Here is a 25975-nt window from a genome sequence, read left to right as displayed (position 1 = left end):
AGCCAAGCGCTTGAAGCGACTCGGTGATAAATGACTCTCCTGCTATCTAGCACAGGTAAAAAAATTGTAGTAGTTAATCCCGAAAGTGTAAATCGTAACTTTTTCTCCATGTAACAATAGCGCCGGTATTTATGAATGAAACGCTGGCGTCAATGTCTCGACGGTGGGCAGTTAGCCTTATGCCGGGTGCTTCAAGTAGTCTTGATGGCTAATCAATTGCAAGTAGTTAAGGTTGTGGAAGTTGCCCGCGCGGACCGCGCAATGATTGCCTCGCCAGTTCGATGAACGCCAGGGTGGCCGGTGACGCCTGGCGACTGTCCAGGACCGCCAGGCCAATCTGGCGGGGGATCGGCGGTGCCAGGGGGCGAGCGACAAAACCCGGGTTTCCGCTCGCCGGCAGCGAGCCTTCGGACACCACGCTCAGCGCTTCGCCCCGTCGTACCACGTCCAGGGTGCTGAGCAATTGCGAGCAGCGAAAGCGCACGTTCGGCGTGAGCCGGGCGGCATTGAACAGCCGCATGACCAGTTCCGACGAGCCAGCCTCGGTGAGCACGAACGGGTCGTTGCACAAATCCTTGAGGCTCAGGCTGGCATGGGCGGCCAAGGGATGCTGCGTGGGCAGCAGCGCGACCATCTGGTCTTCCAGCAATTGAACGGTGTCGAAGCGGTCTTCGGGAAGCACCACGAAGCCGACGTCGATCCGCCGCTCGTCCAGCCATTGAATGACCTGGCGGTCCGGCCCTTCGTCGATGTGTACTTCGATCCCCGGATGCAAGGCACGGTAGCGCTGCAGGAGGGCGGGCAGCAGTTTCATGGACGACGTCGGCCCGAACGAGCCGATGCGCAACGTACCACGGCGCATGCCCCGGGCATCGGCGGCTTCCTGGCGCAATGTGTTGGCCAACCCGAGCATGGCCCGTGCCCGCGGCAGTAACTGCTGACCGATGTCGCTGAGCTCCACCGGGGCCTGGTGACGTCGGAGCAGTTCCACCCCCAACTCCTGCTCCAGCGCCTTGATGGCGTGGGATACCGCCGACTGGCTGATGCCCAGGCGGGTAGCCGCAGCGGTAAACCCCCTCAGCTCGGCGACCACGGAGAAGATTTCCAGTTGGGTGAGGGTCATGAGTGAATGCTCATTTTACGATGATCAGGCATGAGGCAAACAATACGGCATCCCAGCCCCGTCCGATACCGTGGTGAGGAAGCAAGCGCCCCTCGACACGGTTCGATTGACCTCCAGGTGAACCATGAACGCGTTGGAACAAACCGTCTCAACCCCCTCCGACCTGCCGGTCTACTTCAAGCTCGCCATGGTCACCATGATCTGGGGCGGCACGTTCGTGGCTGGCCGGATCCTCTCTGATGCATTGGCGCCGCTGTTCGCGGCCAGCTTGCGTTTCCTGCTCGCCAGCCTCGCGCTGCTGTCGTTTCTCGCCTTGGCGCGGATTCCCCTGGCCAGGCCCAGCTTCAAGCAAGGGCTGCAATTGGCCGCGCTGGGCTTTTTTGGCATCTTCTTCTACAACCTGTGTTTCTTCTACGGCTTGCAGTCCATCAGCGCATCGCGGGCCTCGTTGATCGTCGCCTTGAACCCGGCGGTGATCGGGTTGGCGTCCTGGGGCCTGTTCAAGGAACGCCTTGGGGCGCTGAAAGTCGCGGGCATCGTGCTGTGCATCGGTGGGGCGGGGCTGGTGATTGTGAGCCGTGACCCTGCCCTGTTACAGGGGGCGACGCAAAGCTGGCTGGGCGACGGGCTGATTTTTGGCTGTGTGCTGGGGTGGGGCATCTATTCGCTGTTTTCCAGGGACCTGAATGAGCGCCTGGGGCCGCTGCAAACCGTGACCTGGTCGATTCTGCTGGGCACGTTGATGCTGTGGCTGGCCTGCGCCATCGGCGGGGAGGTTCGCCTCGACACCCTGCGCGCGCTGGACCTGAAGCAGTGGTTGAGCCTGTTGTACCTGGGCGTGTTGGGCTCGGCCCTGGCCTACATTGCCTGGTACGACGGCATCCGGCGGATTGGTGCGACCCGTTCCGGGGTGTTCATCGCCCTCAATCCGCTCACGGCGGTGCTGCTCGGAGCACTGCTACTGGACGAGCGGTTCACCGCCATGATGAGCCTGGGCGGCGGGTTGATCCTGGGCGGCATTTTCCTGTGCAACAAACCTCTTGCGCGGTCGAGGAAAAAGGCGATTTGATACGGAAGGCGGACAAATCTGGTTACGCTGTGTAGAATCGATTTACGCATATAAGAATAACGTCTTCTGGCAGCAGAAGCCTCGCCCGCAAAAGCCTTGGGTCGACAATGAAGATACTTGGGTTTCAACTGATCTACGGCGATTTCCTCGCCCGCAGCGTTCGCGGCATTTCCTGCGCGCCACCGCGTGCCCTCGCATGACTGGCAACTAACGTTTGTTAATTGATAAGCATGATGAGGCGCCGACATGGCAGATCTATACGAAAACCCAATGGGCCTGATGGGCTTTGAGTTCATCGAGTTCGCATCACCGACCCCCAACACCCTGGAGCCGATCTTCGAGATCATGGGCTTCACCAAGGTGGCGACCCACCGGTCCAAGGACGTGCACCTGTATCGCCAGGGCGCGATCAACCTGATCCTCAACAATGAACCCCACAGCGTGGCGTCGTACTTCGCGGCCGAGCATGGCCCGTCGGTGTGCGGCATGGCGTTCCGGGTCAAGGATTCGCAGCAGGCGTACAAGCGGGCCCTGTCGCTCGGCGCCCAGCCGATCCACATCGAGACCGGCCCGATGGAGTTGAACCTGCCGGCGATCAAGGGCATTGGCGGTGCGCCGCTGTACCTGATCGACCGTTTCGGCGAAGGCAGCTCGATCTATGACATCGACTTCGTGTTCCTCGAAGGCGTCGACCGCAATCCGGTGGGCGCCGGCCTGAAGATCATCGACCACCTGACCCACAACGTGTATCGCGGGCGCATGGCTTATTGGGCCGGCTTCTACGAGAAGCTGTTCAACTTCCGCGAGATCCGCTACTTCGACATCAAGGGCGAGTACACCGGCCTGACCTCCAAGGCCATGACGGCCCCGGACGGCATGATCCGCATCCCGCTGAACGAAGAGTCGTCCAAGGGCGCTGGGCAGATCGAAGAGTTCCTGATGCAGTTCAACGGCGAAGGCATCCAGCACGTGGCATTCCTGACCGACGACCTGATCAAGACCTGGGACCGGCTCAAGAGTATCGGCATGCGCTTCATGACCGCGCCGCCAGACACCTACTACGAGATGCTCGAAGGCCGCCTGCCCAACCACGGTGAGCCGGTCGAGGCGCTGCAATCGCGGGGCATCCTGCTGGACGGCGCGTCCGAGCAGGGCGACAAGCGCCTGTTGCTGCAGATCTTTTCGGAAACTCTGATGGGGCCGGTGTTCTTCGAATTCATCCAGCGCAAGGGCGATGATGGCTTCGGCGAGGGCAACTTCAAGGCGCTGTTCGAGTCCATCGAGCGTGACCAGGTGCGGCGTGGGGTGTTGGCCACGGAGTAATCCGCGAGCCACACGGTTGTGGGCGCGAGCTTGCTCGCGATGGCGGCCCGTCATTCAATGCCTGTTGACTGACATACCGCTATCGCGAGCAAGCTCGCTTCCACGAGGTCCTATTTATACTTCAAGCTTTACGCCGATGATGTCGCGTCAGGTGCTTGAAGCCTTCGAACACCAGCACTGCCACGGCCATCCAGATCGAGAGGTAGGTCAGCCATTCGCCGGCCTTGATGCTCTCGCCCAGCAACAGCGCGACGCCCAGCAACAGTACCGGCTCTACGTAGCTCAACAGCCCGAACAGGCTGAACGGCAGCAGCCGGCTGGCAATGATGTAGGACACCAGCGCCGAGGCGCTGATCACCCCAAGCACCGGGATCAGCAGCGACAACCAGGGGTGTTGGTCGAACACGTTGAAGCCTTGCTCGCCGCTCTGCACGAACCAGAGCGCCACCGGCAGCATCAGCGTCATGTCCAGCCAGAGCCCACCCAGGTTGTCGGTCTTGATGCGTTTTCGCAGGATGAAGTAGATCGGATAGCCGATCACCACCAGCAAGGTCGCCCAGGAAAAACCACCGGCCTGGTACAGCTCGTTGAACACCCCGAGCGTGGCGAAGAACACGGCGATTTTCTGCAGGTACGACAGGCGTTCGCCATAGACGATGCGCCCGGTCAGGACCATCGACAGCGGCAGCAGGAAGTACCCCAGCGACACATCCAGGCTGTAGCCGTTGAGCGGCGCCCACATGAACAGCCACAACTGCGCCCCCATCAGGGCCGAAGACGCGATCGCCCCGATCAACAGCCGTGGGGTGTCGACCAGGCGCCGCAGCAGCGCCGTGACCAGTTTCCATTCCCGAGCCACCAGCATGAACACGGTCATGCAGGGCATGGTCAGCAACATGCGCCAACCAAAAATCTCCACGCCGGTCAGTGGCGTGAGCAGCGAGGTGTAGTAGTACATGACGGCGAACAGCGCGGACGCCGAGACCGATAGAGCGATACCTTTGGACACGGAGGCCTCTTGTTAGCGGGGTGGCGGCGTGTGTGACGGACCCTTGTTGTGGCGAGGGAGCGAGCTCCCGCCCGGCCGCGCAGCGGTGGGGTCCGTTGCGCGGCCGAGCGGGAGCACGCTCCCTCGCCGCAAGGGCTTGTTGCGTATCAGGCCTATGACGTCAGCGGTACGCGCCCCGACACGAAATGCCCGACGTCGTTGAAGCCTGGCGTCGAGGCATGCCCCGGCGTCACCAGCGAATCGATGAAGGCTTCGTCATCCGCCGTGATCCTGACCGCCTGCGCCTTGGCATAGGCGTCCCATTGCGCTTCGGTGCGAGGCCCGACGATGGCCGAGGTGACCGCGCGGTTGTTCAGCACCCAGGCGATGGCGAACTCGACGATGCCCACGCCCCGCCCCTGGGTGTACTGCTGGATCTGCTGGGCGATGCGCAGGGACTCGACCCGCCACTCGGTTTCCAGGATGCGTTTGTCCTGGCGACCGGCGCGGCTGTTGGCATCTGGCGCGGCGTCCGGCGCGTACTTGCCGCTGAGCACGCCACGGGCGAGGGGGCTGAAGGGCACCACGCCGAGGCCGTAGTTCTGGGCGGCGGTGATCTGCTCGGTTTCCGCCTGGCGGTTGACGATGTTGTACAGCGGTTGGCTGATCACCGGTCGGTCGATGCCCAGGCTGTCGGCAATCCGGATCACCTCGGCGATGCGCCAGCCGCGGTAGTTCGACAGGCCCCAATAGCGGATCTTGCCCTGGCGAATCAGGTCGCCGATGGCCGAGACGGTGACGTGCAGCGGGGTGTTGTGGTCTTCACGGTGCAGGTAGTAGATGTCCAGGTAGTCGGTGCCCAGGCGGTTCAGGCTGGCCTCGATGCCGTTGAACAGATGCTTGCGGCTCAGGCCGCTGCGATTGGGCACGCCGTCCGCCGGGCCGAAGCCGACCTTGGTGGCGAGCACCCACTCGTGGCGGTGGCGGGCGATCGCCTCGCCGACGATCTCTTCGGAGCGGCCGTTGGTGTAGACGTCCGCCGTGTCGATGAAGTTGATGCCCTGGTCCCAGGCCTTGTCGATGATCCGCAGCGAGTCCTCGGTGCTGGTCTGTTCGCCGAACATCATGGTGCCCAGGGTCAGCGTGGACACCTGCAACCCGGAATGGCCTAGCGTGCGGTAGCTCATGACAAAATCCTTCATCCATGGGAAAGGTCCAATCAAACCCCAGAACAGGCGCATGGATCAAACAGATTTATCGAACACCCCCCCATTCACTGTGGGAGCAGGCTTGTTCGCGAAGAGGGCGTGTCAGTTGACATAGCTGCCATTGATCCACTGCTTTCGCGAGCAAGCCGGCTCCCACAGAGGCAATGCTCAGGCCCTGAGCGTACGCGTCATGCGCAACGCCAGCAGGCTGCCGGCCACGATCACCCCGGCCAACACGTACAGCGCGGCATCGGTGGAGCCGGTGGCATCCTTGACCCAACCCACCAGGTAAGGGCTCAGGAAACCGGCCATCTGGCCCATGGAGTTGATCAGCGCCAGGCCGCCCGCCGCCGCGCCGGCGCTGAGCAGGGCGGTAGGCACCGGCCAGAACATCGGCAGGCCGGTGAGGGCGCCCATGGTGGCGATGGACAGGCCGAGGATGGCGATGGCCGGCGTGGTAGCGAAGTTGACGGCGATCAGCAGCCCGGCCGCGCCCATCAGCATCGGCACCACCAGGTGCCAGCGACGTTCCTTGCGCAGGTCCGCCGAGCGGCCCACCAGCAGCATGAACACCGCCGCCAGCAGATAGGGGATCGCGCTCAACCAGCCGATCACCAGGTTATCGCTGAAACCCAGGCTCTTGATGATCGACGGCAGCCAGAAGTTGATCGCATACACACCGCTCTGGATGCAGAAGTACACCAGGCCAAAGGCCCAGATCGCCGGGTTCTTGAACACGGCCAGCAGGGAGTCGCTGCTGGTGTTCGGTTTGTTCGCCAGGTCCTGGGCATGGTCGGCGGTGAGCACGGCGCGCTCCTGGTCGGTCAGCCACTTGGCGTTGGCGAAGGTGTCGCTGAGCAAAAAGAACGCCAGCGCACCGAGGATCACCGTCGGGATGCCTTGCAGCAGGAACATCCACTGCCAGCCGGCCAGGCCGCCTTGGCCGGCGGCGAAGTGGTTGAGGATCCAGCCGGAAAACGGGCTGCCCAACAGGCCCGACACCGGAATGGCGGACATGAACAACGCCATGATCCGGCCGCGTCGGAAGGTCGGGAACCACTGCGAGAGGTATAGCACCACACCCGGGAAGAACCCGGCTTCGGCCGCGCCGGTGAACAGCCGCAAGGTGTAGAAGCCGGTGGGCGTGGTGACGAACAGCAGGCAGGTCGACAACGTGCCCCAGGTGATCATCATCAGCGCGATCCAGCGCCGGGGGCCGAACTTGCTCAGGGCCAGGTTGCTGGGTACGCCGCACAGGACGTAGCCGATGAAGAAGATCCCGGCACCGAGGCCGTAGACGGTTTCGCTGAACTTCAGCGCATCGAGCATCTGCAACTTGGCGAAGCCAACGTTGACCCGGTCGAGGTAGTTGAACAGGTAGCAGATGAAAATGAAGGGGATCAAGCGCAGGGTGATGCGCTTGTAGACGCTGTTTTTCTCGTCGTGCGTAGCCAGGAGGGCCGTTGCGCTCTGGGACATGGCGGGTCTCTCTTTATTATGATTTGTACGAGCCAAGGGGTAACGTTGACTGCCCTTGAGTCTCGGCCAGCCCGGGGGCCGTGTCTTTGTGCCTGAGCACAGGGTTTGGAGCAGGACCCTGTGCGCCTGACCAATCGCCCTGGCGCCCTGCGCTCCAAACCTTCACCCACGCCGCTTGCAAGGAACACCGTCCCATGTTCGAACTGGATCATGACCTGGCGCAGGACATCGTCGACCGGGCGATGGCGATCCTGCCATACAACGTCAATGTCATGGACAACCAGGGCCTGATCCTCGGCAGCGGTGAGCCCGGGCGCGTCAATACCCGCCACGAGGGCGCGCAATTGGTCCTGGCCAATGGCCGGGTGGTGGAAATCGACGCGCACACGGCGAGGCACCTCAAGGGCGTGCAGCCAGGCATCAACCTGCCGCTGATGCTCGATCAGCGCCTGATCGGCGTGCTGGGCATCACCGGCGAGCCCGAGCAGTTGCGCACCTACGCCGAACTGGTACGCATGACCGCCGAGATGCTGGTGGGCCAGCGCAACCAGCAGGCCGAGCAGCAATGGCGCCGGCAACGGTGTGACGACTTGCTGGCTTTGCTGCTGGGGGACGCCGGGGATTCGCCGCGGTTGTTGGACGAAGCCCGCCAGATGGGCCTCAAGCCGCAACTGTCACGGGTGCCGTATCTGTTCGAGCTGGGCCCGGAGCATGGGCCAGGGCAGAGCGTCGAGACGTTGAGCGCCTGGTTGATGTCACGCTACCCGGACAGTTGGTGCCTGACCTCGTCCAAGTCCTCGTTGCTCTGGTGCCGGCCGGTCACCGCGTCGGTGGAAAACGAGCGGCTGCTGGGCAAGCTCGACGGGCTGGGCTGGTGCATCTTGCGAGTGGCGGTGGGTGGCCAGGCCGAAGGGCTGGCGGGACTGCGTCGGTGCTACCGTCGGGTCGCGGACCTGCTGGCCTACGGTCGCGATGTGTTGCCGCAATTGCGGCTGCTGAGCCTTGCCCGTTATCGCCTGCCGGTGATGCTCTGGCGTCATCGCAGCGACGATGCCCTCGACGAATTGCTGGCACCGCTGCGCAAGGTGATCGCCAAGGACAGCAACGGCCAGTTGCTCACGACCTTGCGCAGCTGGTGCGAACACGACGGCCAGAGCCAGGCTTGCGCCGAGGCCCTGGGGATCCACCGCAACAGCTTGCGCTACCGCATGGAACGCATCGCCGAGCTCAGTGGGGTCGATCCGTTGCGGCTGGATGGCATGTTGGCGTTGTACCTGGGGGTGCAGTTGTTGCCGCAGACCGAAAGCCCACCGCTGTAACCCTGTGCTCGCGAGGGTGGTTGTACTGGGGAAATTATGTCGCCTGTGCCGCCATCTTCGCGGGCAAGCCCGCTCCCACAAATGATTTGTGGTGTACATGGATTCGGTATTCACGCTGATTAACTGTGGGAGCGGGCTTGCCCGCGAAGAGGCCCTTCCATCCAACAACCATCCCCCTACCAACCCCACCCTTTGTAAAATTGAACAATAATCCCCCCTGTCTTTTGTGCGGCAGACCGGCGTCACGGTTGCGGTCAGCTGGCAGCATGCTGGGCATCGGAACCGGAGAATAATATGAAAATAGTCATCGCCCCCGACTCGTTCAAGGACAGCCTCAGTGCCCAGGGCGTCGCCGACGCCATCGCCGCCGGGCTGGCCCAGGTCTGGCCGGCTGCACAGTTGATCAAGTGTCCGATGGCCGATGGCGGGGAGGGGACGGTGGCGTCGGTGCTGGCGGCGTGCAACGGACAATGGCGTCGCAACCGGGTTCGAGGGCCGTTGGGTAGCGCGGTCGAGGCAAGCTGGGGCTGGTTGCCCGAGAGCCGCACCGCGATCATCGAAATGGCCGAGGCCAGCGGCCTGCAATTGGTCGCGCCGGGGCAGCGCGATGCCTGCTCCAGCAGCACCTATGGCACTGGCGAACTGATTCGCGCCGCCCTGGATGAAGGGGCCGGGCGGGTGATCCTGGCCATCGGCGGCAGTGCCACCAATGACGGCGGTGCCGGTGCGATGCAAGCCCTGGGCGTGGCGTTGCTGGATGAACACGGCCAGGTGCTTGCTCCGGGCGGCCTGGCCCTGAAGAACCTGTCGCGCATCGACCTCAGCGGACTGGACCCGCGCCTGGCCCAGGTCGATTTCGAGATTGCCGCCGACGTCGACAACCCACTGTGCGGCCCCCAGGGGGCTTCCGCCATTTTCGGCCCGCAAAAAGGTGCTTCCGCCCAGCAAGTGCGGTGGCTGGACGCAGCCCTGGGACACTTCGCCGAACACTGTGCCCAGGCCCTGCACAAGGATGTGCGCGACGAACCGGGCAGCGGTGCCGCCGGCGGCCTCGGGTTCGCCGCCAAGGCGTTCCTCGGCGCGCGGTTTCGCACGGGCGTGGAGGTGGTCGCCCAACTGGTGGGGCTGGCCGCTGCGGTACAGGGCGCTGACTTGGTGATCACTGGCGAAGGCCGTTTCGACGCGCAGACCCTGCGCGGCAAGACGCCCTTCGGCGTGGCCCGCATCGCCCGCCAGCACGGCGTGCCGGTGCTGGTTATCGCCGGTACGTTGGGGGAGGGCTACCCGGCGCTGTATGAGCACGGTGTCGATGCCGCCTTCGCCCTGGCCAGCGGCCCGATGACGCTGCAAGAGGCCTGTGCCGATGCGGCGCGCCTGCTGGGCGAGCGGGCCCGGGATATTGCCCGGCTGTGGCAGGTCGCCAGCCGATAAGTGCTCCTGAAATATTTTTTTACATCCCCCTGTAAAAAGCCTACAGCCCAGCCGATAAAGGGGTTAAGCGTACCCATCAGCACCCCACCCTACACTGACTGGCATGGATGCTCGACCCCATTGCCCCGAGGTCTTTACATGTCCCTTCGTAGCCTGAACATCGCGCCCCGAGCCTTCCTTGGCTTCGCTTTCATTGCTCTGCTTGTCATTGGCCTGGGCTTATTCGCTGCCAATCGCATGTCGGTGATCCGCCAGGCCTCGGTGGACATGGAGCAAAACCAGGTGCCCAGCGTCGCGTACCTGGCCAACGTGCTGGAGAACGTGCTGCGCATGCGCATCCTGTCGTTCCGCATCCTGGTCAACCGCGAGCCGGCCAGCCTGGCAGAGGCCGAAACCCGCATCGGTGTGCTGGTGGAGAAACTGCACAAGGCCGACACCAGTTACGCGGCGTTGCCAGCCGAAGCCGAGGAAAAAGAGCTATACAAGACTTTTTCCGTGACCCTTGGCAACTACCTGCAAGCCCAGAAAGAGATGCTCGACCTGTCGCGACAGAACAAGGTCGATGAGCTGCGCGCCCTGATCAATAGCCGAATCAAGGAAGGCACCGACCTGATGGGCGAGCAGCTCAACAAGCTTATCGCGATCAACGTGTCCGGCTCTGTAGAGGCGTCGGCCGAGGCGGGCGCGCACTTTGACAACGCGCTGGCGGGCATCATCATCGTGTCGCTCGTCGCTGCGTTGGCCACCGTGCTGCTCGCGCTGGCGTTGACTCGCAGCATTGTGTTGCCGCTCAACCGAGCGCTGGAGGCGGCGCGAGTCATTGCTGGCGGGAACCTGGTGCAGGTGATCACGGACGACGGCAAGGACGAACCCGCTCGGTTGCTCAAGGCCCTGGCCGACATGCAAGCCAGCCTGCGCAAGACCATCGAGCAGATCGCCGGCTCCGCCACCCAGTTGGGCGCCGCCGCCGAAGAGTTGAGCGCGGTGACCCAGGAATCTTCCCGTGGCCTGCAACAGCAACACAATGAAATCGAACAGGCCGCCACGGCGGTCAACGAAATGACCACCGCAGTGGAAGAGGTCGCGCGTAATGCGGTGTCCACGTCCGAGGCGTCGAACCAATCGACCCAGGCGGCCCGGGAAGGTCGCTCGCGGGTGGTGGAAACCGTCGAGGCGATCCAGACCATGACCCACGACGTGCAAAGCACCGCGGCGATGATCGAAGGCCTGGCGGTGCAGGGGCGCGATATCGGCAAGGTCCTGGACGTGATCCGCGCCATCGCCGAACAGACCAACCTGCTGGCCCTCAACGCCGCCATCGAAGCCGCCCGCGCCGGGGAGGCCGGACGCGGTTTCGCGGTGGTGGCCGACGAGGTCCGGGCCTTGGCCCACCGCACTGCGCAATCAACCCAGGAAATCGAGAAAATGGTCGCCGGTATCCAGAACGGCACCGGTGAGGCCGTGCAGTCGATGCAGCAAAGCAACCAGCGTACCCAGAGCACCCTGGAAATGGCCCGCGCCGCCGGCGTGGCCCTGGAACAGATCACCCAATCGATCCACCAGATCAACGAGCGCAACCTGGTCATCGCCAGCGCTTCGGAGGAACAGGCCCAGGTGTCCCGCGAAGTGGACCGCAACCTGGTCAACATTCGCGACCTCGCCACCCAGTCGGCCAGCGGTGCGAAACAGACCAGCGACGCGTCCCACGAACTGTCGCGCCTGGCGGTGACGTTGAACGCGATGGTGGCGCGGTTTGTGATTTGAGATAGGGTTGAGGCTGGACACCGCGCAATCAGGAGATATGCATGCGCTTTTCAGCCTTGACCCAACGCATCACCGGCGATGGCGCCGCCGCCTGGCACATTCACGATCGGGCGCTGGCCATGCGCGAACAGGGCATGGACGTGCTGCTGTTGTCGGTGGGCGATCCGGATTTCGACACACCGCGCGCCATCGTCGATGCCGCGGTGGGCAGCCTGCGGGCCGGGGATACGCATTACTCGGACATCCGTGGCCTGTACACCTTGCGCAGCCGCATTGCCCGGCGTCACCAGCGGCGCTGCGGCCAGCCGGTCGACGCCGGGCATGTCACCGTGTTGCCCGGTGCGCAGTGCGCGGTGTATGCAGTCGCGCAGTGCCTGCTCGACCCGGGCGACGAGGTGATCGTCGCCGAGCCGATGTATGTCACCTACGAGGCGGTGTTCGGTGCCTGCGGGGCGACAGTGGTGCCGGTGCCAGTGCGTCCGGAGAACGGGTTCAGGGTCGAACCGGCCGATGTGGCCGGCCTGATCACCGGGCGGACCCGGGCGATGCTGCTCAACAGCCCCAACAACCCATCAGGCGCCAGCCTGCCGCTCGCGACCTGGCGAGGACTGGCGCAGTTGTGCATCGAGCATGACCTGTGGCTGATCAGTGACGAGGTCTACAGCGACCTGTTGTACGAAGGTGAGCACATCAGCCCGGCCAGTCTGCCAGGCATGGCCGAACGCACGGCGACCATCAACAGCCTGTCCAAATCCCATGCCATGACCGGTTGGCGCATTGGCTGGGTACTTGGGCCCGAGCCCCTGGCCGAACACTTGGCGAACCTGTCGTTGTGCATGCTCTTCGGCCTGCCGGATTTCGTGCAGCGGGCGGCCCAGGTGGCCCTCGAAGAAGATTTGCCTGAAGTGGCGCACATGCGCGAAGAGTATCGCCAGCGCCGCGACCTGGTGTGCGCCATGCTTGGCAACTGTCCGGGCCTCAAGCCGGTGCGACCCGATGGCGGCATGTTCGTCATGGTCGACATCCGCCAGACCGGTCTCGACGCCCAAGGCTTTGCCGAACACCTGCTGGACGGCTATGGCGTCTCGGTGCTCGCCGGCGAGGCCTTCGGCCCGAGCGCGGCGGGGCATATCCGCATCGGGCTGGTGGTCGACCGGCTGAAACTGGCCCAGGCCTGCGAGCGCATCGCGGCCTGTGCGGCGGGGCTGCTGCTAGCACGGCGGGCCTGAGACTCGCCGTGCGTCGCGACCGCTTTCGCGAGCAAGCTCGCTCCCACAGGTTTCCCAAGTGTCCGAGGGGCCCTTTGTGAGAGCGAGCTTGCTCGCGAAGGCGGCCGCCCATCCAGCCTCGCCATCCCAGGCAAGCCGCCCCCCCGGCCGATCAGTGGCTGTCAGGACGCTTGCGCACCAGATTCATCACCCCGACAAAGAACACCGGGACAAACACCACCGCCAGGGTCGCGGTGATCATCCCGCCGATCACCCCGGTCCCGATGGCCTGCTGGCTCGCCGAACTGGCGCCGGTGGCGATGGCCAGAGGCACGACGCCGAGGATGAAGGCCAGGGAGGTCATGATGATCGGTCGCAGGCGCAGGCGCGCCGCCTGGAGCGTGGCGTCGATCAGATCATGGCCCTGGTCGTACAGGCTCTTGGCGAACTCGATGATCAGGATCGCATTCTTCGCCGACAACCCGATGATGGTCACCAGCCCGACCTTGAAGAACACATCGTTGGGCAGGCCGCGCATCGACACCGCGAGCACCGCGCCGAGCACCCCCAGTGGCACCACCAGCAGCACCGACGTCGGGATCGACCAACTCTCGTACAGCGCCGCCAGGCACAGGAACACCACCAGCAACGACAGCCCGAGCAACAGCGGCGCCTGGCTGCCGGACAAGCGTTCCTGCAGGGACAGCCCGGTCCATTCCTGCCCCAGGCCGGCCGGCCCCTGGGCCACCAGCCGCTCGATCTCGGCCATGGCTTCGCCGGTGCTGTGGCCGGGCGCCGGTTCGCCGGAAATGCTGATGGCCGGGTAGCCGTTGTAGCGGGTCAATTGTGTCGGGCCCTGGGTCCATCTGGCCTGGACGAACGCCGACAGCGGCACCATCTTCCCGGCGTTGTTGCGCACATGGATCTTCAGCAGGTCGGCCACCTGGCCGCGCTGGTCGCCTTGTGCCTGGACCACCACCCGCTGCATCCGCCCCTGGTTGGGGAAGTCATTGACGTAGGCCGAGCCCACCGCCGTGGACAGCACGTTACCCACGTCGGCGAAGGAAACGCCCAGGGCATTGGCCTGCTTGCGGTCGACCTCCAGTTGGACCTGCGGCGCTTCGGCCAGGGCGCTTTCACGCACGTTCATCAACACCGGGCTTTTTCCGGCCGCGGCGAGCAATTCGTCGCGGGCCTGCATCAGCGTGGCGTGGCCAAGGCCGCCGCGATCCTGCAGGCGGAACTCGAAGCCACTGGAGGTGCCCAGGCCATCCACTGGTGGCGGCAGCACCGCAAAGGCCATAGCGTCCTTGATCGCGCCGAACGCCTGGTTGGCTCGGTCGGCAATCGAGCTGGCCGAATCGTCGCGTGCCCGCTGCGACCAGTCCTTCAGGGTGGTGAACGCCAGGGCCGCATTCTGCCCGCTGCCGGAAAAACTGAAACCGAGGATCACCGTGCTGTCGCTCACGCCCGGCTCGCCGGCGTTGTGAGCTTCGATCTGCTCCACCACCTGCACCGTGCGGTTCTTGCTCGCGCCGGGCGGCAACTGGATGTCGGTGATGGTGTAGCCCTGGTCCTCCACCGGCAGGAACGAGGAGGGCAGGCGCGTGAACAGCAGGCCCATGCCCACCAGCAGCACCCCGTAGATCAGCAGGTAGCGGCCGGTGCGCTTGAGTGCGTAGGCGACCCAGCCCTGGTAGCGATCGCCCAATTGGTCGAAGCGGCGATTGAACCAGCCGAAGAAACCGCCCTTGGCGTGATGCTCGCCCTGGTCGATGGGCTTGAGCAAGGTCGCGCACAGCGCCGGCGTGAGGCTCAGGGCCAGGAACGCCGAGAACAGGATCGAGGTCGCCATGGACAGCGAGAATTGCCGGTAGATCACGCCCACCGATCCGGGCATGAACGCCATGGGAATGAACACCGCCACCAGCACCAGGGTGATGCCGATGATCGCGCCGGTGATCTGCCGCATCGCCTTGCGCGTCGCTTCCTTGGGCGACAGCCCTTCGCTGGCCATGATCCGCTCGACGTTCTCCACCACGACGATGGCGTCGTCCACCAGGATGCCGATCGCCAGGACCATACCGAACATGGTCAACACGTTGATGGAAAAACCCAGGGCGAGCATGGTCGCGAACGTGCCCATCAGCGCCACGGGCACCACCAGCGTCGGGATCAGGGTGTAGCGGATGTTCTGCAGGAACAGGAACATCACGGCGAACACCAGCAGCATGGCCTCGCCCAGGGTGTACACCACCTTGGTGATCGAGACCTTGACGAACGGCGAGGTGTCGTAGGGGATCTTGTACTCGACGCCCGCGGGGAAGTAGCGCGACAGCTCATCCATCTTCGTGCGCACCAGCGTCGCGGTGTTGAGGGCATTGGCCCCCGGCGACAGTTGTACGCCAACGGCGGTGGAAGGCTTGCCATTGAGCCGCGTGGAAAACTGGTATTCCTGGCTGCCGACTTCCACCCGCGCCACATCGCCAATGCGCACGGTGGAGCCGTCGGGGTTGGCCTTGAGTACGATGTCGGCGAACTCTTCGGGCGTCGACAACTGCCCCTTGACCAGTACCGTCGCGGTCATCTCCTGGGTGGTGCGTGCCGGCAGGTCGCCGATGCTGCCCGCCGACACCTGGGCGTTCTGCGCCACGATGGCGGCATTGACGTCGGCCGGCGTCAGGTTGAAGGCGAGCAGTTTCTGCGGGTCGATCCAGATCCGCATCGCCCGCTCGGCGCCGTACAGTTGCGCCTTGCCGACGCCGTCCAGGCGCTTGATCTCGTTCATCACGTTGCGCGCCAGGTAGTCGCTGAGCGCCACATCGTCGAGCTTGCCGTCGCTGGAGGTGAGCGTGATCAGCAGCAGGAAACCGGCCGACACCTTGTCCACCTGCAAGCCCTGCTGGGTGACGGCCTGGGGCAGGCGTGATTCCACGGCCTTGAGCCGGTTCTGCACATCGACCTGGGCCAGCTCCGGGTTGGTGCCCGGCTGGAACGTCGCGGTGATGGTGGCGCTGCCCAGGCTGCTCTGGGAACCGAAGTACAGCAGGTGATCGGCGCCGTTGAGCTCTTCCTCGATCAGGCTGACCACGCTCTGGTCCACGGTTTGCGCCGACGCACCGGGGTACACCGCGTAGATTTCGATTTGCGGCGGCGCGACGTCGGGGTACTGCGCCACCGGCAACTGCGGGATTGCCAGCACACCGGCCAGCAGAATGAACAACGCCACCACCCAGGCGAACACCGGGCGGTCGATAAAGAACTGCGGCATGGCAAACGTCCTGCTTACTGGCCAGGGACCTGGGCAAGTGGAAGAGGGGAGTCATCGACCCGGACTTTTTCACCGGGGCGTGCGTGTTGCAGGCCTTCGACGACAATGCGGTCGCCCGGCTTCAAGCCATGGGTGACGATCCAGCGGTCATCCTGCACGGCGCCCAGCGTCACCGGTTGCAGGCTGACGGTCTGCTGGGCATCGACCAGCAATACCTGGGCGATGCCGGCGCTGTCGCGCAGGATGGCCCGCTGCGGCACGCTGATGCCCTGGCGATCGACCGCCTGCTCCAGGCGCACGCGCACGAAGCTGCCCGGCAACAGGTCCAGGTCGGGGTTGGGGAATTCGCTGCGCAGGGTGATCTGGCCGGTGCCCGGGTCGACGCTGATGTCGGCGAACAACAGTTTGCCCGGCAGCGGGTACAGGCTGCCGTCGTCCTGAACCAGCGTGGCCTTGGCCTGGCCCGGCTCGACCTGCTGCAACTGGCCGGCGCGCAGGGCGCGGCGCAGTTCGTTGAGCTCGCGGGTCGATTGGGTGAGGTCGGCGTGGATCGGGTCCAACTGCTGGATGAGGGCCAGCGGCGTGGTTTCGTTCTGGCCGACCAGCGCACCCTCGGTTACCAGCGCCCGGCCGATGCGTCCGGCGATGGGCGCGGTGACCGTGGCATAACCGAGGTTCAGCCGGGCCCGTTCCACGGCGGCCTTACTGGCGGCGACATCGGCGGCGCTCTGGCGATCAGCGGCCCGGGCGTTGTCGTAGTCCTGGCCGCTGATGGCGTTGTCCTCGATCAGGCGCGCGTAGCGTTGCGCTTGCAGGCGTGCCTGGAAGGCGTTGGCCTGGGCCTTGCGCAATGCCGCTTCGGCGCTGTCCAGGTCGGCCTTGAACGGCGCCGGGTCGATGCGAAACAGCACATCGCCTTTTTTCACATCGCTGCCTTCGCGATACACCCGCTGCAACACCACGCCGGGCACCCGTGCGCGCACTTCGGCGGTGCGTGGCGCGGCAATGCGTCCGCTCAATTCGCTGCTGATGGACAGTGGCCGGGCTTCGATGGTTTCGACGGCCACGGTGGGCAGCGGCGCTTCGTCCGTGGGCGGCGCGGCGCTGTCGCAGGCGCTCAACGACAGCGCACCGAGCAGCAGACCCAGCGTGGCGAAAGAATTCTTTGGCATGGTGCATCCCCAATAATGAGCGGTGCCATGCTACGGCGGGCGAGCCTGGGCGTTGGTAAAGCTTTGTTGGGGGTGTGTGAAATTGTGTAAGGGTTTTGCGTCGGGTTGGGCGAGGGCGTATATCCTTGGCAACTTGAGATCATCGGTGTCTTGCCGGGCCTCATCGCGAGCAAGCTCGCTCCCACAATGATTATGCGAACGCCTGTGGGAGCGAGCTTGCTCGCGATAGATAAAGGCCTGCCAGGCACCCCAGCACTTTCTGGAACACCCCATGCCCAACATCCTCCTGGTCGAAGACGACTGCGCGTTGTCCGAGCTGATCGCCAGTTACCTGGAACGCAACGGCTATCAAGTCAACGTGCTGGCCCGCGGCGACCACGTGCGGGAGCGGGCGCGGGTCAATCCGCCGGACCTGGTGATCCTCGACCTGATGCTGCCGGGCCTGGACGGCTTGCAGGTGTGTCGCCTGCTGCGGGCCGATTCGGCGACCTTGCCGATCCTGATGCTCACCGCCCGGGACGACAGTCACGACCAGGTCCTGGGCCTGGAAATGGGCGCCGACGACTACGTCACCAAACCGTGCGAGCCGCGGGTCTTGCTGGCGCGGGTGCGGACCTTGCTGCGGCGCAGCAGCCTCGCCGAACCGCAGACGGCCAACGACCGCATTCTGATGGGCAACCTGTGCATCGACCTGTCCGAACGCACCGTGACCTGGCGCGGCCAGCCGGTGGAGCTGTCCAGCGGCGAGTACAACCTGCTGGTGGTGCTGGCCCGGCATTCCGGCGAGGTGCTGAGCCGCGACCAGATCCTGCAACGCCTGCGCGGCATCGAGTTCAACGGCACCGACCGCTCGGTGGACGTGGCGATTTCCAAGCTGCGGCGTAAATTCGACGACAACGCCGGCGAAGCTCGCAAGATCAAGACCGTCTGGGGCAAAGGCTACCTGTTCAGCCGTTCCGAGTGGGAATGCTGAGCCGATGTGGAAACTGCTGATTCGCCTGTACCTGGTCACCATCGTCTCCTACAGCGCGGCCATCTACCTGATGCCGGAACTGGTGGTCCGCCTGTTCCATGAGCGCTTCGTGAGCTACAACCTCGACCATTCCCGAGGCTTGCAGACCCTGATGGTCAAACAGTTCCACGCCGTGCCCCGCGAGCAGTGGCCGGCGCTGGCGGCGCAGATGGACAAGGACTTCGAGCCGCTGCGCATCGAACTGGCGAGCCTCGATGACCCGGGCTTCAGCGAAGCCGAGCGGGCGCAGCTCAGCCGTGGCGAAAACATCGTGCGCCTCGGTGACTGGGCCTGGCGCACCCTGGCGGTGGCACCGCTGGGTGAGCGCATGGCGGTCAAGATGATCGTTCCGCCGGATCCGACCGACGTCAACTGGCTGTACTGGAGCATCAACGTGCTGATCGGCGCGACCATGCTCGCGTGCCTGTTGCTCTGGCTGCGGCCGCACTGGCGTGACCTGGAGCGCCTCAGGCGCACCGCCGAGCGTTTCGGCAAGGGCCACTTGGGTGAGCGTACGCAGATTGCCTCCAGTTCGAACATCGGCAGCCTGGCCCATGTGTTCGACACTATGGCCGGTGACATCGAGAAGCTGCTCAACCAGCAGCGCGACCTGCTCAACGCGGTGTCCCACGAATTGCGCACGCCACTGACCCGGCTCGACTTCGGCCTGGCCCTGGCGCTGTCCGAGGATTTGCCGCCCGCCAGTCGCGAGCGCCTGCAAGGGTTGGTGGCGCACATTCGCGAGCTGGATGAACTGGTGCTCGAACTGCTGTCCTACAGCCGTCTGCAGAACCCCGAACGCTTGCCCGAGCGGGTCGAAGTGCCGCTGGACGAATTCATCGACAGCATCCTGGGCAGTGTCGACGAAGACCTGGCGGCCCCGGACGTGGTGATCGACGTGTTGCTGCACGGAGCGCTGGAGCGCTTCGAACTCGACCCGCGCCTGACCGCCAGGGCCTTGCAGAACCTGCTGCGCAATGCGATGCGTTACTGCGAGAAGCACATCCAGGTCGGTGTGTTGGTGGGCGACCAGGGTTGTGAGATCTGGGTCGACGATGACGGCATCGGCATCCCGGATGACGAGCGTGAGCGTGTGTTCGAGCCGTTCTACCGCCTGGACCGCAGCCGCGACCGCGCCACCGGCGGGTTCGGCCTAGGCCTGGCCATCAGCCGCCGTGCCTTGCAAGCCCAGGGCGGCACCTTGACCGTCGAGACTTCACCGCTGGGCGGGGCTCGGTTCAGGTTGTGGTTGCCCGCCCCATCGTCCTGATCCAGGTGGTTCCCTGGGCGAGGGAGCGTGCTCCTGTTGGGGTGCGCAGCGGCCCTTCAGCCTCAGCCGAACAACCCCGCCGCGATATTGATCGAAAACCCCAAGATTGCCGTGTTGAATACGAACCCGATCAGTGATTGCGCCAGTACGATCTTGCGCAACTGGCGGGTGGCGACACCCACGTCCGACGTCTGCACCGCGACCCCGATGGTGAAGGAGAAATACAGGAAATCCCAATAATTGGGCGTGGTCAGGCCTTCGGCAAAGCGCAGCGCCGGCTCGGTGCCCTCCCAGGTGTAATAGAGCCGCGCATAGTGGACGCTGAAGATCACGCCGATCAGCAACCATGAGCCGATCACCGTCATGGCCGTGAAGCCGTAGTGCAGCAGCTTGCCTGCGGCGTGCAGGTCGCGGCTGCCGGCCAGTTCGACGGTGATGGTGGCCAGGCTGGCCAAGGCGGCGATGCAAACCATCAGCAAGACCAGCCCGGCGTTTTCGTCTTCGATCTCGGCAATGCGCCTGACGTCGGGGGCCTTGGCGCGTACGGTCAGCCACAACATCAGCACCAGGTAGGTCCAGACCCCGGCATTCCAGCCGATCAGGACCTTGCTGATGAGGCTGTCCGCAGGCGCCAGGACGCCCACTGCCAGGCCGACGGCCATGGCGCTGGACAGACGCGGGTGGGTACGGGCGAGGAAGGGCATGGGGGCTCACTGTCCGGAAAAGAGACGCCTAGTATGCTCAGGCGACCCCAGGTAGCCAACCTGTAGGAGCGAGCCCGCATTTCTTTGTTGGCGGGGCAAGATTTAGATTGACCGCCGCTTGTCTGGCAGCAGAATGTCTTTCGTCGCAAATCTCCAAGAGTGATGGCTTTTTGATACCTGCTTGCGTCGCGATTGAGTACAATCGCGGCGTACAATCGGGCATGGAGGCAGTCCGGCTCTTTCGTTACGAGAACACTCCATGTTGATCGGTACGTATTCCCCCGCGCTCGTTTCCATTTCCCTGTTCGTTGCTGTCCTGGCTTCCTACACCGCACTCGACCTGACCGGGCGTATCGCCACCGCCCAGGGCCGCGCCGCGCAGCTGTGGATGGCCGGCGGCGCACTGGCCATGGGCGTGGGCGTCTGGTCCATGCACTTCATCGGCATGCTGGCGTTCTCCTTGCCGGTGCGGCTTGGCTACGACACTTCCATCACCGCGCTGTCGTTGCTGATCGCCATTTTGTCCTGCGGCTTTGCCTTGTGGCTGGTCAGCCAGCCGCGCCTGCCGGCGTGTCAACTGGCGTTCGGTGCGCTGGTCATGGGGGCCGGCATCAGTGCCATGCATTACACCGGCATGGCGGCGTTGCGGATGCAGCCGGGCATCGACTACGAGCCCACGCTGTTCGGCGCCTCACTGGTGATTGCCGTCGGTGCTTCTGCGGCGGCCCTGTGGATCGCCTTCCGCCTGCGCCAGAACACCCCTCACGTGCGCCTGGCCCGGGCCGGCGCCGCGGTGATCATGGGCGTCGCCATTGTCGGCATGCACTACACCGGCATGGCCGGGGCGCAGTTTCGCGACGGCAGCTTTTGCGGCGCCCTGGACGGCCTGAGCGGCAAGGGCCTGGACAACGTGGTGCTGATCACCACCCTGGCGGTGCTGGCCATCGCGTTGCTGACCTCGATTCTCGATGCGCGCCTGGAGGCCCGCACCGCCGAACTGGCCCAATCCTTGACCGTGGCCAATCGCGAACTGACGCAACTGGCCCTGCACGACCCGCTCACCGGGTTGCCCAACCGGGTGTTGCTGGCCGACCGTATCGGCCAGGCCATGCACCGGGTGCAAGAGCAGGGCGGCTGCTTTGCCCTGATGTTCATCGACCTCGATGGCTTCAAGCCGGTCAACGATGCCTTCGGGCACCACATGGGCGATCTGTTGCTGCGCGACGTGGCCCTGCGCCTGCGCGAGGATTTGCGCAGCCAGGACACCCTGGCGCGGATCGGCGGCGATGAGTTCGTGCTGCTGGTGCAACTGGCCGAGCCGGACGACGCCTTGCGCCTGGCTGCCCGCCAGGTCGGGTTGGTGGGCCAGACGTTTCGGGTGGCCGAGCACGATTTGCAGATCTCCGCCAGCGTCGGCATTTCCGTGTACCCCGGCAACGGCAGCAGCGCCGAAGAGCTGTTGATGAATGCCGACGCGGCGATGTACCACGCCAAGGGGGCGGGGAAGAACGGCTACAGCTTTTTCGACGCGTCGATGAACAGCAACGCCCGCAAGCAATTGCAGTTGCTGCAGGATTTGCGCATCGCCGTCGAACAGCGCCAGTTCAGCCTGCATTACCAACCCAAGTTCGACGCCGCCAATGGGCGTCCGGTGGGGGCCGAGGCGTTGTTGCGCTGGACCCATCCGACCCAGGGCCTGTTGATGCCCGCCACGTTCATCGACCTGGCGGAAAAGACCGGGCTGATCATCCCCATCGGCGAATGGGTGCTCAACGAAGCCTGCCGCCAGATGCGCGAATGGTACGTGCTCGGCTACACCGACTGGCGCATCGCGGTGAACCTCTCGGCCTTGCAGTTCTGCCACACCGGGTTGGTACAGAGCGTCGCCAAGGCCTTGGAAACCCATTGCCTGGCGGCCAACAGCCTGACGCTGGAAATCACTGAAACCACTGCCATGAGCGATGCGGATGCGAGCATGACGGTGCTGCAGCAGCTGTCCGACATGGGCGTGGACTTGTCCATCGATGACTTCGGCACCGGCTATTCGAGCCTGATGTACCTCAAGCGCCTGCCGGCCAATGAACTGAAGATCGACCGCGGCTTCGTGCGCGACCTGGAGCACGACAGCGATGACGCGGCCATCGTCTCCGCCATCGTCGCCCTTGGCCAGGCCCTGGGGCTGCGGATCGTTGCCGAAGGGGTCGAGACCGACCTGCAGCAAGACTTCCTGACCCGGTTGGGTTGCGATTCCCTGCAAGGTTACCTGCTGGGCCATCCACTCCCGGCCGAGCGCTTTTTGCACGACCTGCGCCAGGTCAAACGCGCCGCCATGGCCTGACACACGGTCGTCATCCTGTGGGAGCGGCTTGCTCGCGAAGGCGGCGTGTCAAACGACAATCATGTTGGCTGGCCCACCGCTTTCGCGGGCAAGCCCGCTCCCACAGTTGCCCGCTTGCACAATGGGCGCGCGGCAGGCACCTGTCTTCACAGTAAAAGGAATGATTCGCCGCCGTTGAAGTCCCAGTTCCAGTACCCCGAATAACTGGAGCTTTTCTATGCGCAAATCCCCCCTGATCGCCAGCCTGGTCCTGATCGCCGGTCTCGGAGCCCTCGGCCCCGTGGCGCAAGCGGCGCAAGCCACCGGAGATGCGGTGGAGCACTCGCCCAACAATGGTCGCCGGCTGGTGGAGGCCGACCGGACGCCGGCGGAGTATCAGCGCCCGGAAAAAGCCATCAAGAACTGGAAAGAGAAGGGCCTCGAAGCCCCCGACGAGGGTTCGCAATGGGTGCAGATCAATGACAAGTACGTGATGGTGGTGATCGCGTCTGGCCGGATCCTCAAGATCACCCCCGCCACGCGCTAGGCCATCAGAGCAATTCGCCTTTGTCCCACAGATGAACCAGCTCGCCGGGTGCCTGATCCTCGGGCACCTTGAGCACCATTTCATCGTCCTGGTCGTTGGTGCGGTAACGCACCTCGATCTGGAAGAAGCGCTGGTCGCCGCGCCCGGGTGCGGGCGAGGCCAGCGGCAGGCAGCCCTCCAGTACCGAACAGATGCGGCTGCGCTGGTCGATGTCGCATTGGGCGAATTCGATTTCCCGTGGCCGGGTCAGGGCATGGATGGCCGCCACGCCACCCTGGCGTGACAGCCGTACCACGGCGTTGTCGTCGAGCTCTGGAAGGGTTTTCATCAACGCTCCTGTGTCAGGTCGACGCCGACCTGGCGCCAGCCGTCTTGCACCGCTTGCACTTCCCGCGCACCGAAGCGCTGGCGGGCATGCTCGACGGTCAGGCGGGCGAAGTCGCTGAAGGACGCGTCGTTGGCCAGTTTTCTGTCGCACAAGGTGTCATACCAGATCCGGCCGGCTTTTTCCCAGGCAAATCCGCCCAGCGTGGTCGCCACCAGATAAAAGGCGCGGTTGGGGATGCCGGAGTTGATGTGCACGCCGCCGTTGTCCTCGCGGGTAATGACGAATTCACGCATGTGCGACGGTTGTGGGTCCTTGCCCAGCAGCGGGTCGTTGTAGGCGGTGCCGGGGTTGGACATGCTGCGCAGGCCATCGCCGTTGATCTTATCGGTGAGCAGGTCGGCACCGATCAACCAGTCGGCCTGGTCGGCGGTCTGTTCCAGCACGTACTGCTTGACCAGCACGCCGAACACATCGGAGATGGACTCGTTCAGTGCACCGGACTGGTTGGCGTAGACCAGCCCGGCTTCGCTTTCGGTGACGCCGTGGGCCAGCTCGTGGGCGACCACGTCGAGGGAGCGGGTGAAGCGCTGGAAAATTTCCCCGTCACCGTCGCCGAACACCATTTGCGCGCCGTTCCAGAAGGCGTTTTCGTAGCCTTGTCCATAATGCACGCTGCCCACCAGGGCGAAGCCCTTGTTGTCGATGGAGTCGCGGCCGAGGATTTTCCAGAAAAAATCGTAGGTGGCGCCGAGGGCATCGTAGGCTTCGTCCACGGCCGGGTCGCCGCTGGCCGGCTGGCCTTCCAGGCGTACCGGCTGGCCGGGCAGTTCCATGGTGTTCTGTGCGTCGTGCACGCTGCGCTGCGGGTGGCCGGCCTTGCCCGGCCTGGGCAGTTTCGCCGCAGCGGGCGGCTGGTCCGGCGGGCCGGGGTTGTGCCGCAGGCTGCGCACGTGGGTCAGGGTGCCAAGGGCGCTGGAACGTTGCTGTTCGGAGCCGTGGGCAATGATGCGATTGAGGATGTACGGAGGAATAAAACCGTAGAGCGGGCGAGAGTCGAACATCAGAAAATCCTTATCTGAAATGCAGGGCGATACCCATGTGAACCGAAGTGGCTTGAGCGGTTCCCTACTGCTGACCCGCTCGATGCGCCACAGTTGCATATGGATACGGACACGGACCTGTGGCCAGGGGATAATCCCTTCGCCACAAAAACACAGCACGGACAGACTCCATGAACGAAGAACTGCACATCACCGACCTGCAACAGGGCGACGGCAAAAGCGTAGTCAAAGGCGCGCTGATCACCACTCAATACCGCGGTACGCTCGAAGACGGCACTGAATTCGATTCGTCCTACAGCCGTGGCAAGCCGTTCCAGTGCGTGATCGGCACCGGTCGCGTCATCAAGGGCTGGGACGTGGGGCTGATGGGCATGAAGGTGGGCGGCAAGCGCAAGCTGTGGGTACCAGCCCACCTGGCCTACGGTGAGCGCTCCATGGGCGCGCACATCAAGCCCAACGCCAACCTCGTTTTCGAGATCGAGCTGCTGGAAGTGCTGACCCGGGACGATTGAGCGGCGTCGACTGCGGGCCGGCAACCTCCAGTTGAAAGTGTTGCTACTCTTTGCAGATGATGCATGGCTTTATTCGTCAGGGAGCGAAATATGGAAGCGGAACTGCATGACCTGGGAGTCTCCCAGGTGGCTGCGGCCATTGCCGAGCCGGCCCGGACCCGCATGTTGTGCGCGTTGATGGACGGCCACGCCCGGACCAGCACCGAGCTGGCCAGCATTGCCGACGTCAGTGCTTCCACCGCCAGTGCCCATTTGGCGAAGCTCAAGGACCTGGTCTTGGTGCGCGTGCATGTGCAGGGGCGTCATCGTTACTACAGCCTGGCGGACAAGCGCGTCGCCCAGGCCCTTGAAGCGTTGATGGTGATCGGCCAGAGCGCCGCGCCGACTTTCATCCCGCGCACCCCGGATCGCCTGCAATTTGCCCGCACCTGCTACGACCACATGGCCGGCACCCTGGCGGTGCGGCTGCATGATCGCCTGCTTGAGGCCGGGTGGCTGGTGGAGGCAGGGCAGGGCTATGGGCTGAGCGAGTCGGGCGAGCAAATATTCGCGGAGTTGGGCATTGATGTTCAGGTGCTCGCCGCGCAACGACGTCGGTTCGCCTGCCCCTGCCTGGACTGGAGCATGCGCCGTCCGCACCTGGGCGGCGCCTTGGGAGCGGCGTTGTTGCAAGTGGCGATCAAGCGCAAATGGGTGCTCCAGGACCTGGACAGCCGGGCACTGGGGCTGACCGCCAGCGGGCGCAAGGAAATGGCCGCGCGGTTTGGCGTGGATGTCGAGCAAGCGGTTGCACCGGCCGATGCCGTCGCGAGCAGGCTCACGCCCACCGTGGAACTGCGCTGAAGCAAGGCTTGTGCATGTGGCGAGGG

At 64.4% G+C, this 25975-nt stretch carries 21 protein-coding genes; 12 read left to right on the top strand and 9 right to left on the bottom strand.

Going from position 1 to position 25975, the window contains the following annotated elements:
* Window positions 1-226: 226 nt before the first annotated feature.
* Entirely contained in the window at window positions 227-1123 is an 897-nt protein-coding gene (locus V5F23_RS16015) for a LysR family transcriptional regulator (protein WP_338495578.1), read from the bottom strand.
* Between the two features lie 124 nt (window positions 1124-1247).
* Here V5F23_RS16015 and V5F23_RS16010 point away from each other — a divergent pair, with 124 nt between their 5' ends.
* Both V5F23_RS16010 and hppD read left to right on the top strand, forming a co-directional pair.
* On the top strand, window positions 1248-2192 hold the full coding sequence (locus V5F23_RS16010; protein ID WP_047738898.1) for a DMT family transporter: 945 nt from the start codon (window positions 1248-1250) through the stop codon (window positions 2190-2192).
* A 246-nt stretch (window positions 2193-2438) separates the two neighbouring features.
* Complete coding sequence (gene hppD, locus V5F23_RS16005; protein ID WP_123578939.1) at window positions 2439-3515, top strand: 4-hydroxyphenylpyruvate dioxygenase; 1077 nt, start codon at window positions 2439-2441, stop codon at window positions 3513-3515.
* Between the two features lie 121 nt (window positions 3516-3636).
* Here the strand turns inward: hppD and rarD are convergent, their stop codons facing one another.
* The 3 genes from rarD to V5F23_RS15990 form a co-directional block, all read right to left on the bottom strand.
* Window positions 3637-4524, bottom strand: a complete 888-nt coding sequence (rarD, locus tag V5F23_RS16000; RefSeq protein ID WP_042729398.1) for an EamA family transporter RarD — start codon at window positions 4522-4524, stop codon at window positions 3637-3639.
* Window positions 4525-4676: 152 nt separating this feature from the next.
* A complete protein-coding gene (locus tag V5F23_RS15995) occupies window positions 4677-5690 on the bottom strand; it encodes an aldo/keto reductase (RefSeq protein ID WP_042729399.1) in 1014 nt (337 codons plus the stop codon).
* A 189-nt stretch (window positions 5691-5879) separates the two neighbouring features.
* The gene (locus tag V5F23_RS15990) at window positions 5880-7190 is read right to left on the bottom strand and encodes an MFS transporter (RefSeq protein WP_053143671.1); all 1311 of its coding nucleotides are present in this window, start codon (window positions 7188-7190) and stop codon (window positions 5880-5882) included.
* A 194-nt stretch (window positions 7191-7384) separates the two neighbouring features.
* Between V5F23_RS15990 and V5F23_RS15985 the strand changes: the two genes are divergently transcribed.
* From V5F23_RS15985 to V5F23_RS15970, 4 genes are all read left to right on the top strand, one after another.
* On the top strand, window positions 7385-8509 hold the full coding sequence (locus V5F23_RS15985; RefSeq protein ID WP_212802686.1) for a sugar diacid recognition domain-containing protein: 1125 nt from the start codon (window positions 7385-7387) through the stop codon (window positions 8507-8509).
* A gap of 294 nt (window positions 8510-8803) precedes the next feature.
* The gene (locus V5F23_RS15980; RefSeq protein WP_212802685.1) at window positions 8804-9940 is read left to right on the top strand and encodes a glycerate kinase; all 1137 of its coding nucleotides are present in this window, start codon (window positions 8804-8806) and stop codon (window positions 9938-9940) included.
* A 138-nt stretch (window positions 9941-10078) separates the two neighbouring features.
* Window positions 10079-11704 (top strand): methyl-accepting chemotaxis protein, encoded by a 1626-nt coding sequence (locus tag V5F23_RS15975; RefSeq protein ID WP_042729403.1) that lies wholly within the window; start codon window positions 10079-10081, stop codon window positions 11702-11704.
* 41 nt (window positions 11705-11745) lie between these two features.
* Window positions 11746-12933 (top strand): aminotransferase class I/II-fold pyridoxal phosphate-dependent enzyme, encoded by a 1188-nt coding sequence (locus V5F23_RS15970; RefSeq protein ID WP_212802684.1) that lies wholly within the window; start codon window positions 11746-11748, stop codon window positions 12931-12933.
* Between the two features lie 151 nt (window positions 12934-13084).
* Here V5F23_RS15970 and V5F23_RS15965 read toward each other — a convergent pair whose 3' ends face one another.
* Window positions 13085-16183 carry an efflux RND transporter permease subunit gene (locus tag V5F23_RS15965; RefSeq protein WP_212802683.1) on the bottom strand — a complete coding sequence of 1033 codons (3099 nt, stop codon included), beginning with the start codon at window positions 16181-16183 and terminating at the stop codon, window positions 13085-13087.
* 14 nt (window positions 16184-16197) lie between these two features.
* Window positions 16198-17355: an efflux RND transporter periplasmic adaptor subunit gene (locus V5F23_RS15960; RefSeq protein WP_212802682.1), complete on the bottom strand. Its 1158-nt coding sequence runs from the start codon at window positions 17353-17355 to the stop codon at window positions 16198-16200.
* A gap of 271 nt (window positions 17356-17626) precedes the next feature.
* Here V5F23_RS15960 and V5F23_RS15955 point away from each other — a divergent pair, with 271 nt between their 5' ends.
* Entirely contained in the window at window positions 17627-18328 is a 702-nt protein-coding gene (locus tag V5F23_RS15955) for a response regulator transcription factor (protein ID WP_042729407.1), read from the top strand.
* 4 nt (window positions 18329-18332) lie between these two features.
* On the top strand, window positions 18333-19637 hold the full coding sequence (locus tag V5F23_RS15950; protein WP_042729408.1) for an ATP-binding protein: 1305 nt from the start codon (window positions 18333-18335) through the stop codon (window positions 19635-19637).
* Window positions 19638-19699: 62 nt separating this feature from the next.
* Here the strand turns inward: V5F23_RS15950 and V5F23_RS15945 are convergent, their stop codons facing one another.
* Entirely contained in the window at window positions 19700-20341 is a 642-nt protein-coding gene (locus V5F23_RS15945; RefSeq protein ID WP_042729409.1) for a DUF1345 domain-containing protein, read from the bottom strand.
* Window positions 20342-20600: 259 nt separating this feature from the next.
* Between V5F23_RS15945 and V5F23_RS15940 the strand changes: the two genes are divergently transcribed.
* Both V5F23_RS15940 and V5F23_RS15935 read left to right on the top strand, forming a co-directional pair.
* Complete coding sequence (locus V5F23_RS15940) at window positions 20601-22679, top strand: EAL domain-containing protein (protein ID WP_042729410.1); 2079 nt, start codon at window positions 20601-20603, stop codon at window positions 22677-22679.
* A gap of 217 nt (window positions 22680-22896) precedes the next feature.
* Window positions 22897-23205 (top strand): RcnB family protein, encoded by a 309-nt coding sequence (locus V5F23_RS15935; protein ID WP_042729411.1) that lies wholly within the window; start codon window positions 22897-22899, stop codon window positions 23203-23205.
* Between the two features lie 4 nt (window positions 23206-23209).
* On the opposite strand, the gene V5F23_RS15930 is transcribed toward V5F23_RS15935, so the two are convergent.
* Together V5F23_RS15930 and V5F23_RS15925 are read right to left on the bottom strand one after the other, a co-directional pair.
* Window positions 23210-23533, bottom strand: a complete 324-nt coding sequence (locus V5F23_RS15930) for a protealysin inhibitor emfourin (RefSeq protein ID WP_047738894.1) — start codon at window positions 23531-23533, stop codon at window positions 23210-23212.
* On the bottom strand, window positions 23533-24594 hold the full coding sequence (locus V5F23_RS15925; protein WP_042729413.1) for a M4 family metallopeptidase: 1062 nt from the start codon (window positions 24592-24594) through the stop codon (window positions 23533-23535). Before V5F23_RS15925 ends, V5F23_RS15930 begins: the two co-directional genes overlap by 1 nt.
* A gap of 170 nt (window positions 24595-24764) precedes the next feature.
* Here V5F23_RS15925 and V5F23_RS15920 point away from each other — a divergent pair, with 170 nt between their 5' ends.
* Together V5F23_RS15920 and V5F23_RS15915 are read left to right on the top strand one after the other, a co-directional pair.
* Window positions 24765-25106, top strand: coding sequence for an FKBP-type peptidyl-prolyl cis-trans isomerase (locus V5F23_RS15920; protein ID WP_042729414.1), 342 nt, complete (start codon window positions 24765-24767; stop codon window positions 25104-25106).
* Between the two features lie 90 nt (window positions 25107-25196).
* Window positions 25197-25949, top strand: coding sequence for a metalloregulator ArsR/SmtB family transcription factor (locus V5F23_RS15915; protein ID WP_042729415.1), 753 nt, complete (start codon window positions 25197-25199; stop codon window positions 25947-25949).
* The last annotated feature ends 26 nt before the right edge of the window (window positions 25950-25975 follow it).

Origin of the sequence: Pseudomonas sp. WP18 (genome assembly GCF_036689585.1) — a bacterium.
GTDB lineage: Bacteria > Pseudomonadota > Gammaproteobacteria > Pseudomonadales > Pseudomonadaceae > Aquipseudomonas > Aquipseudomonas chlororaphis_E.
Note: the sequence above shows the minus strand (reverse complement) of the source record. Positions and strands in the feature narration are given on the sequence as shown.

Excerpts from the sequence above, each read along its gene's own strand:
- V5F23_RS16015 (WP_338495578.1), bottom strand. The coding sequence starts at position 1,123 with ATGACCCTCACCCAACTGGAAATCTTCTCCGTGGTCGCCGAGCTGAGG.
- V5F23_RS16010 (WP_047738898.1), top strand. The coding sequence starts at position 1,248 with ATGAACGCGTTGGAACAAACCGTCTCAACCCCCTCCGACCTGCCGGTC.
- hppD (WP_123578939.1), top strand. The coding sequence starts at position 2,439 with ATGGCAGATCTATACGAAAACCCAATGGGCCTGATGGGCTTTGAGTTC.
- V5F23_RS15995 (WP_042729399.1), bottom strand. The coding sequence starts at position 5,690 with ATGAGCTACCGCACGCTAGGCCATTCCGGGTTGCAGGTGTCCACGCTG.
- V5F23_RS15990 (WP_053143671.1), bottom strand. The coding sequence starts at position 7,190 with ATGTCCCAGAGCGCAACGGCCCTCCTGGCTACGCACGACGAGAAAAAC.
- V5F23_RS15985 (WP_212802686.1), top strand. The coding sequence starts at position 7,385 with ATGTTCGAACTGGATCATGACCTGGCGCAGGACATCGTCGACCGGGCG.
- V5F23_RS15980 (WP_212802685.1), top strand. The coding sequence starts at position 8,804 with ATGAAAATAGTCATCGCCCCCGACTCGTTCAAGGACAGCCTCAGTGCC.
- V5F23_RS15975 (WP_042729403.1), top strand. The coding sequence starts at position 10,079 with ATGTCCCTTCGTAGCCTGAACATCGCGCCCCGAGCCTTCCTTGGCTTC.
- V5F23_RS15970 (WP_212802684.1), top strand. The coding sequence starts at position 11,746 with ATGCGCTTTTCAGCCTTGACCCAACGCATCACCGGCGATGGCGCCGCC.
- V5F23_RS15965 (WP_212802683.1), bottom strand. The coding sequence starts at position 16,183 with ATGCCGCAGTTCTTTATCGACCGCCCGGTGTTCGCCTGGGTGGTGGCG.
- V5F23_RS15960 (WP_212802682.1), bottom strand. The coding sequence starts at position 17,355 with ATGCCAAAGAATTCTTTCGCCACGCTGGGTCTGCTGCTCGGTGCGCTG.
- V5F23_RS15955 (WP_042729407.1), top strand. The coding sequence starts at position 17,627 with ATGCCCAACATCCTCCTGGTCGAAGACGACTGCGCGTTGTCCGAGCTG.
- V5F23_RS15950 (WP_042729408.1), top strand. The coding sequence starts at position 18,333 with ATGTGGAAACTGCTGATTCGCCTGTACCTGGTCACCATCGTCTCCTAC.
- V5F23_RS15945 (WP_042729409.1), bottom strand. The coding sequence starts at position 20,341 with ATGCCCTTCCTCGCCCGTACCCACCCGCGTCTGTCCAGCGCCATGGCC.
- V5F23_RS15940 (WP_042729410.1), top strand. The coding sequence starts at position 20,601 with ATGTTGATCGGTACGTATTCCCCCGCGCTCGTTTCCATTTCCCTGTTC.
- V5F23_RS15935 (WP_042729411.1), top strand. The coding sequence starts at position 22,897 with ATGCGCAAATCCCCCCTGATCGCCAGCCTGGTCCTGATCGCCGGTCTC.
- V5F23_RS15930 (WP_047738894.1), bottom strand. The coding sequence starts at position 23,533 with ATGAAAACCCTTCCAGAGCTCGACGACAACGCCGTGGTACGGCTGTCA.
- V5F23_RS15925 (WP_042729413.1), bottom strand. The coding sequence starts at position 24,594 with ATGTTCGACTCTCGCCCGCTCTACGGTTTTATTCCTCCGTACATCCTC.
- V5F23_RS15920 (WP_042729414.1), top strand. The coding sequence starts at position 24,765 with ATGAACGAAGAACTGCACATCACCGACCTGCAACAGGGCGACGGCAAA.
- V5F23_RS15915 (WP_042729415.1), top strand. The coding sequence starts at position 25,197 with ATGGAAGCGGAACTGCATGACCTGGGAGTCTCCCAGGTGGCTGCGGCC.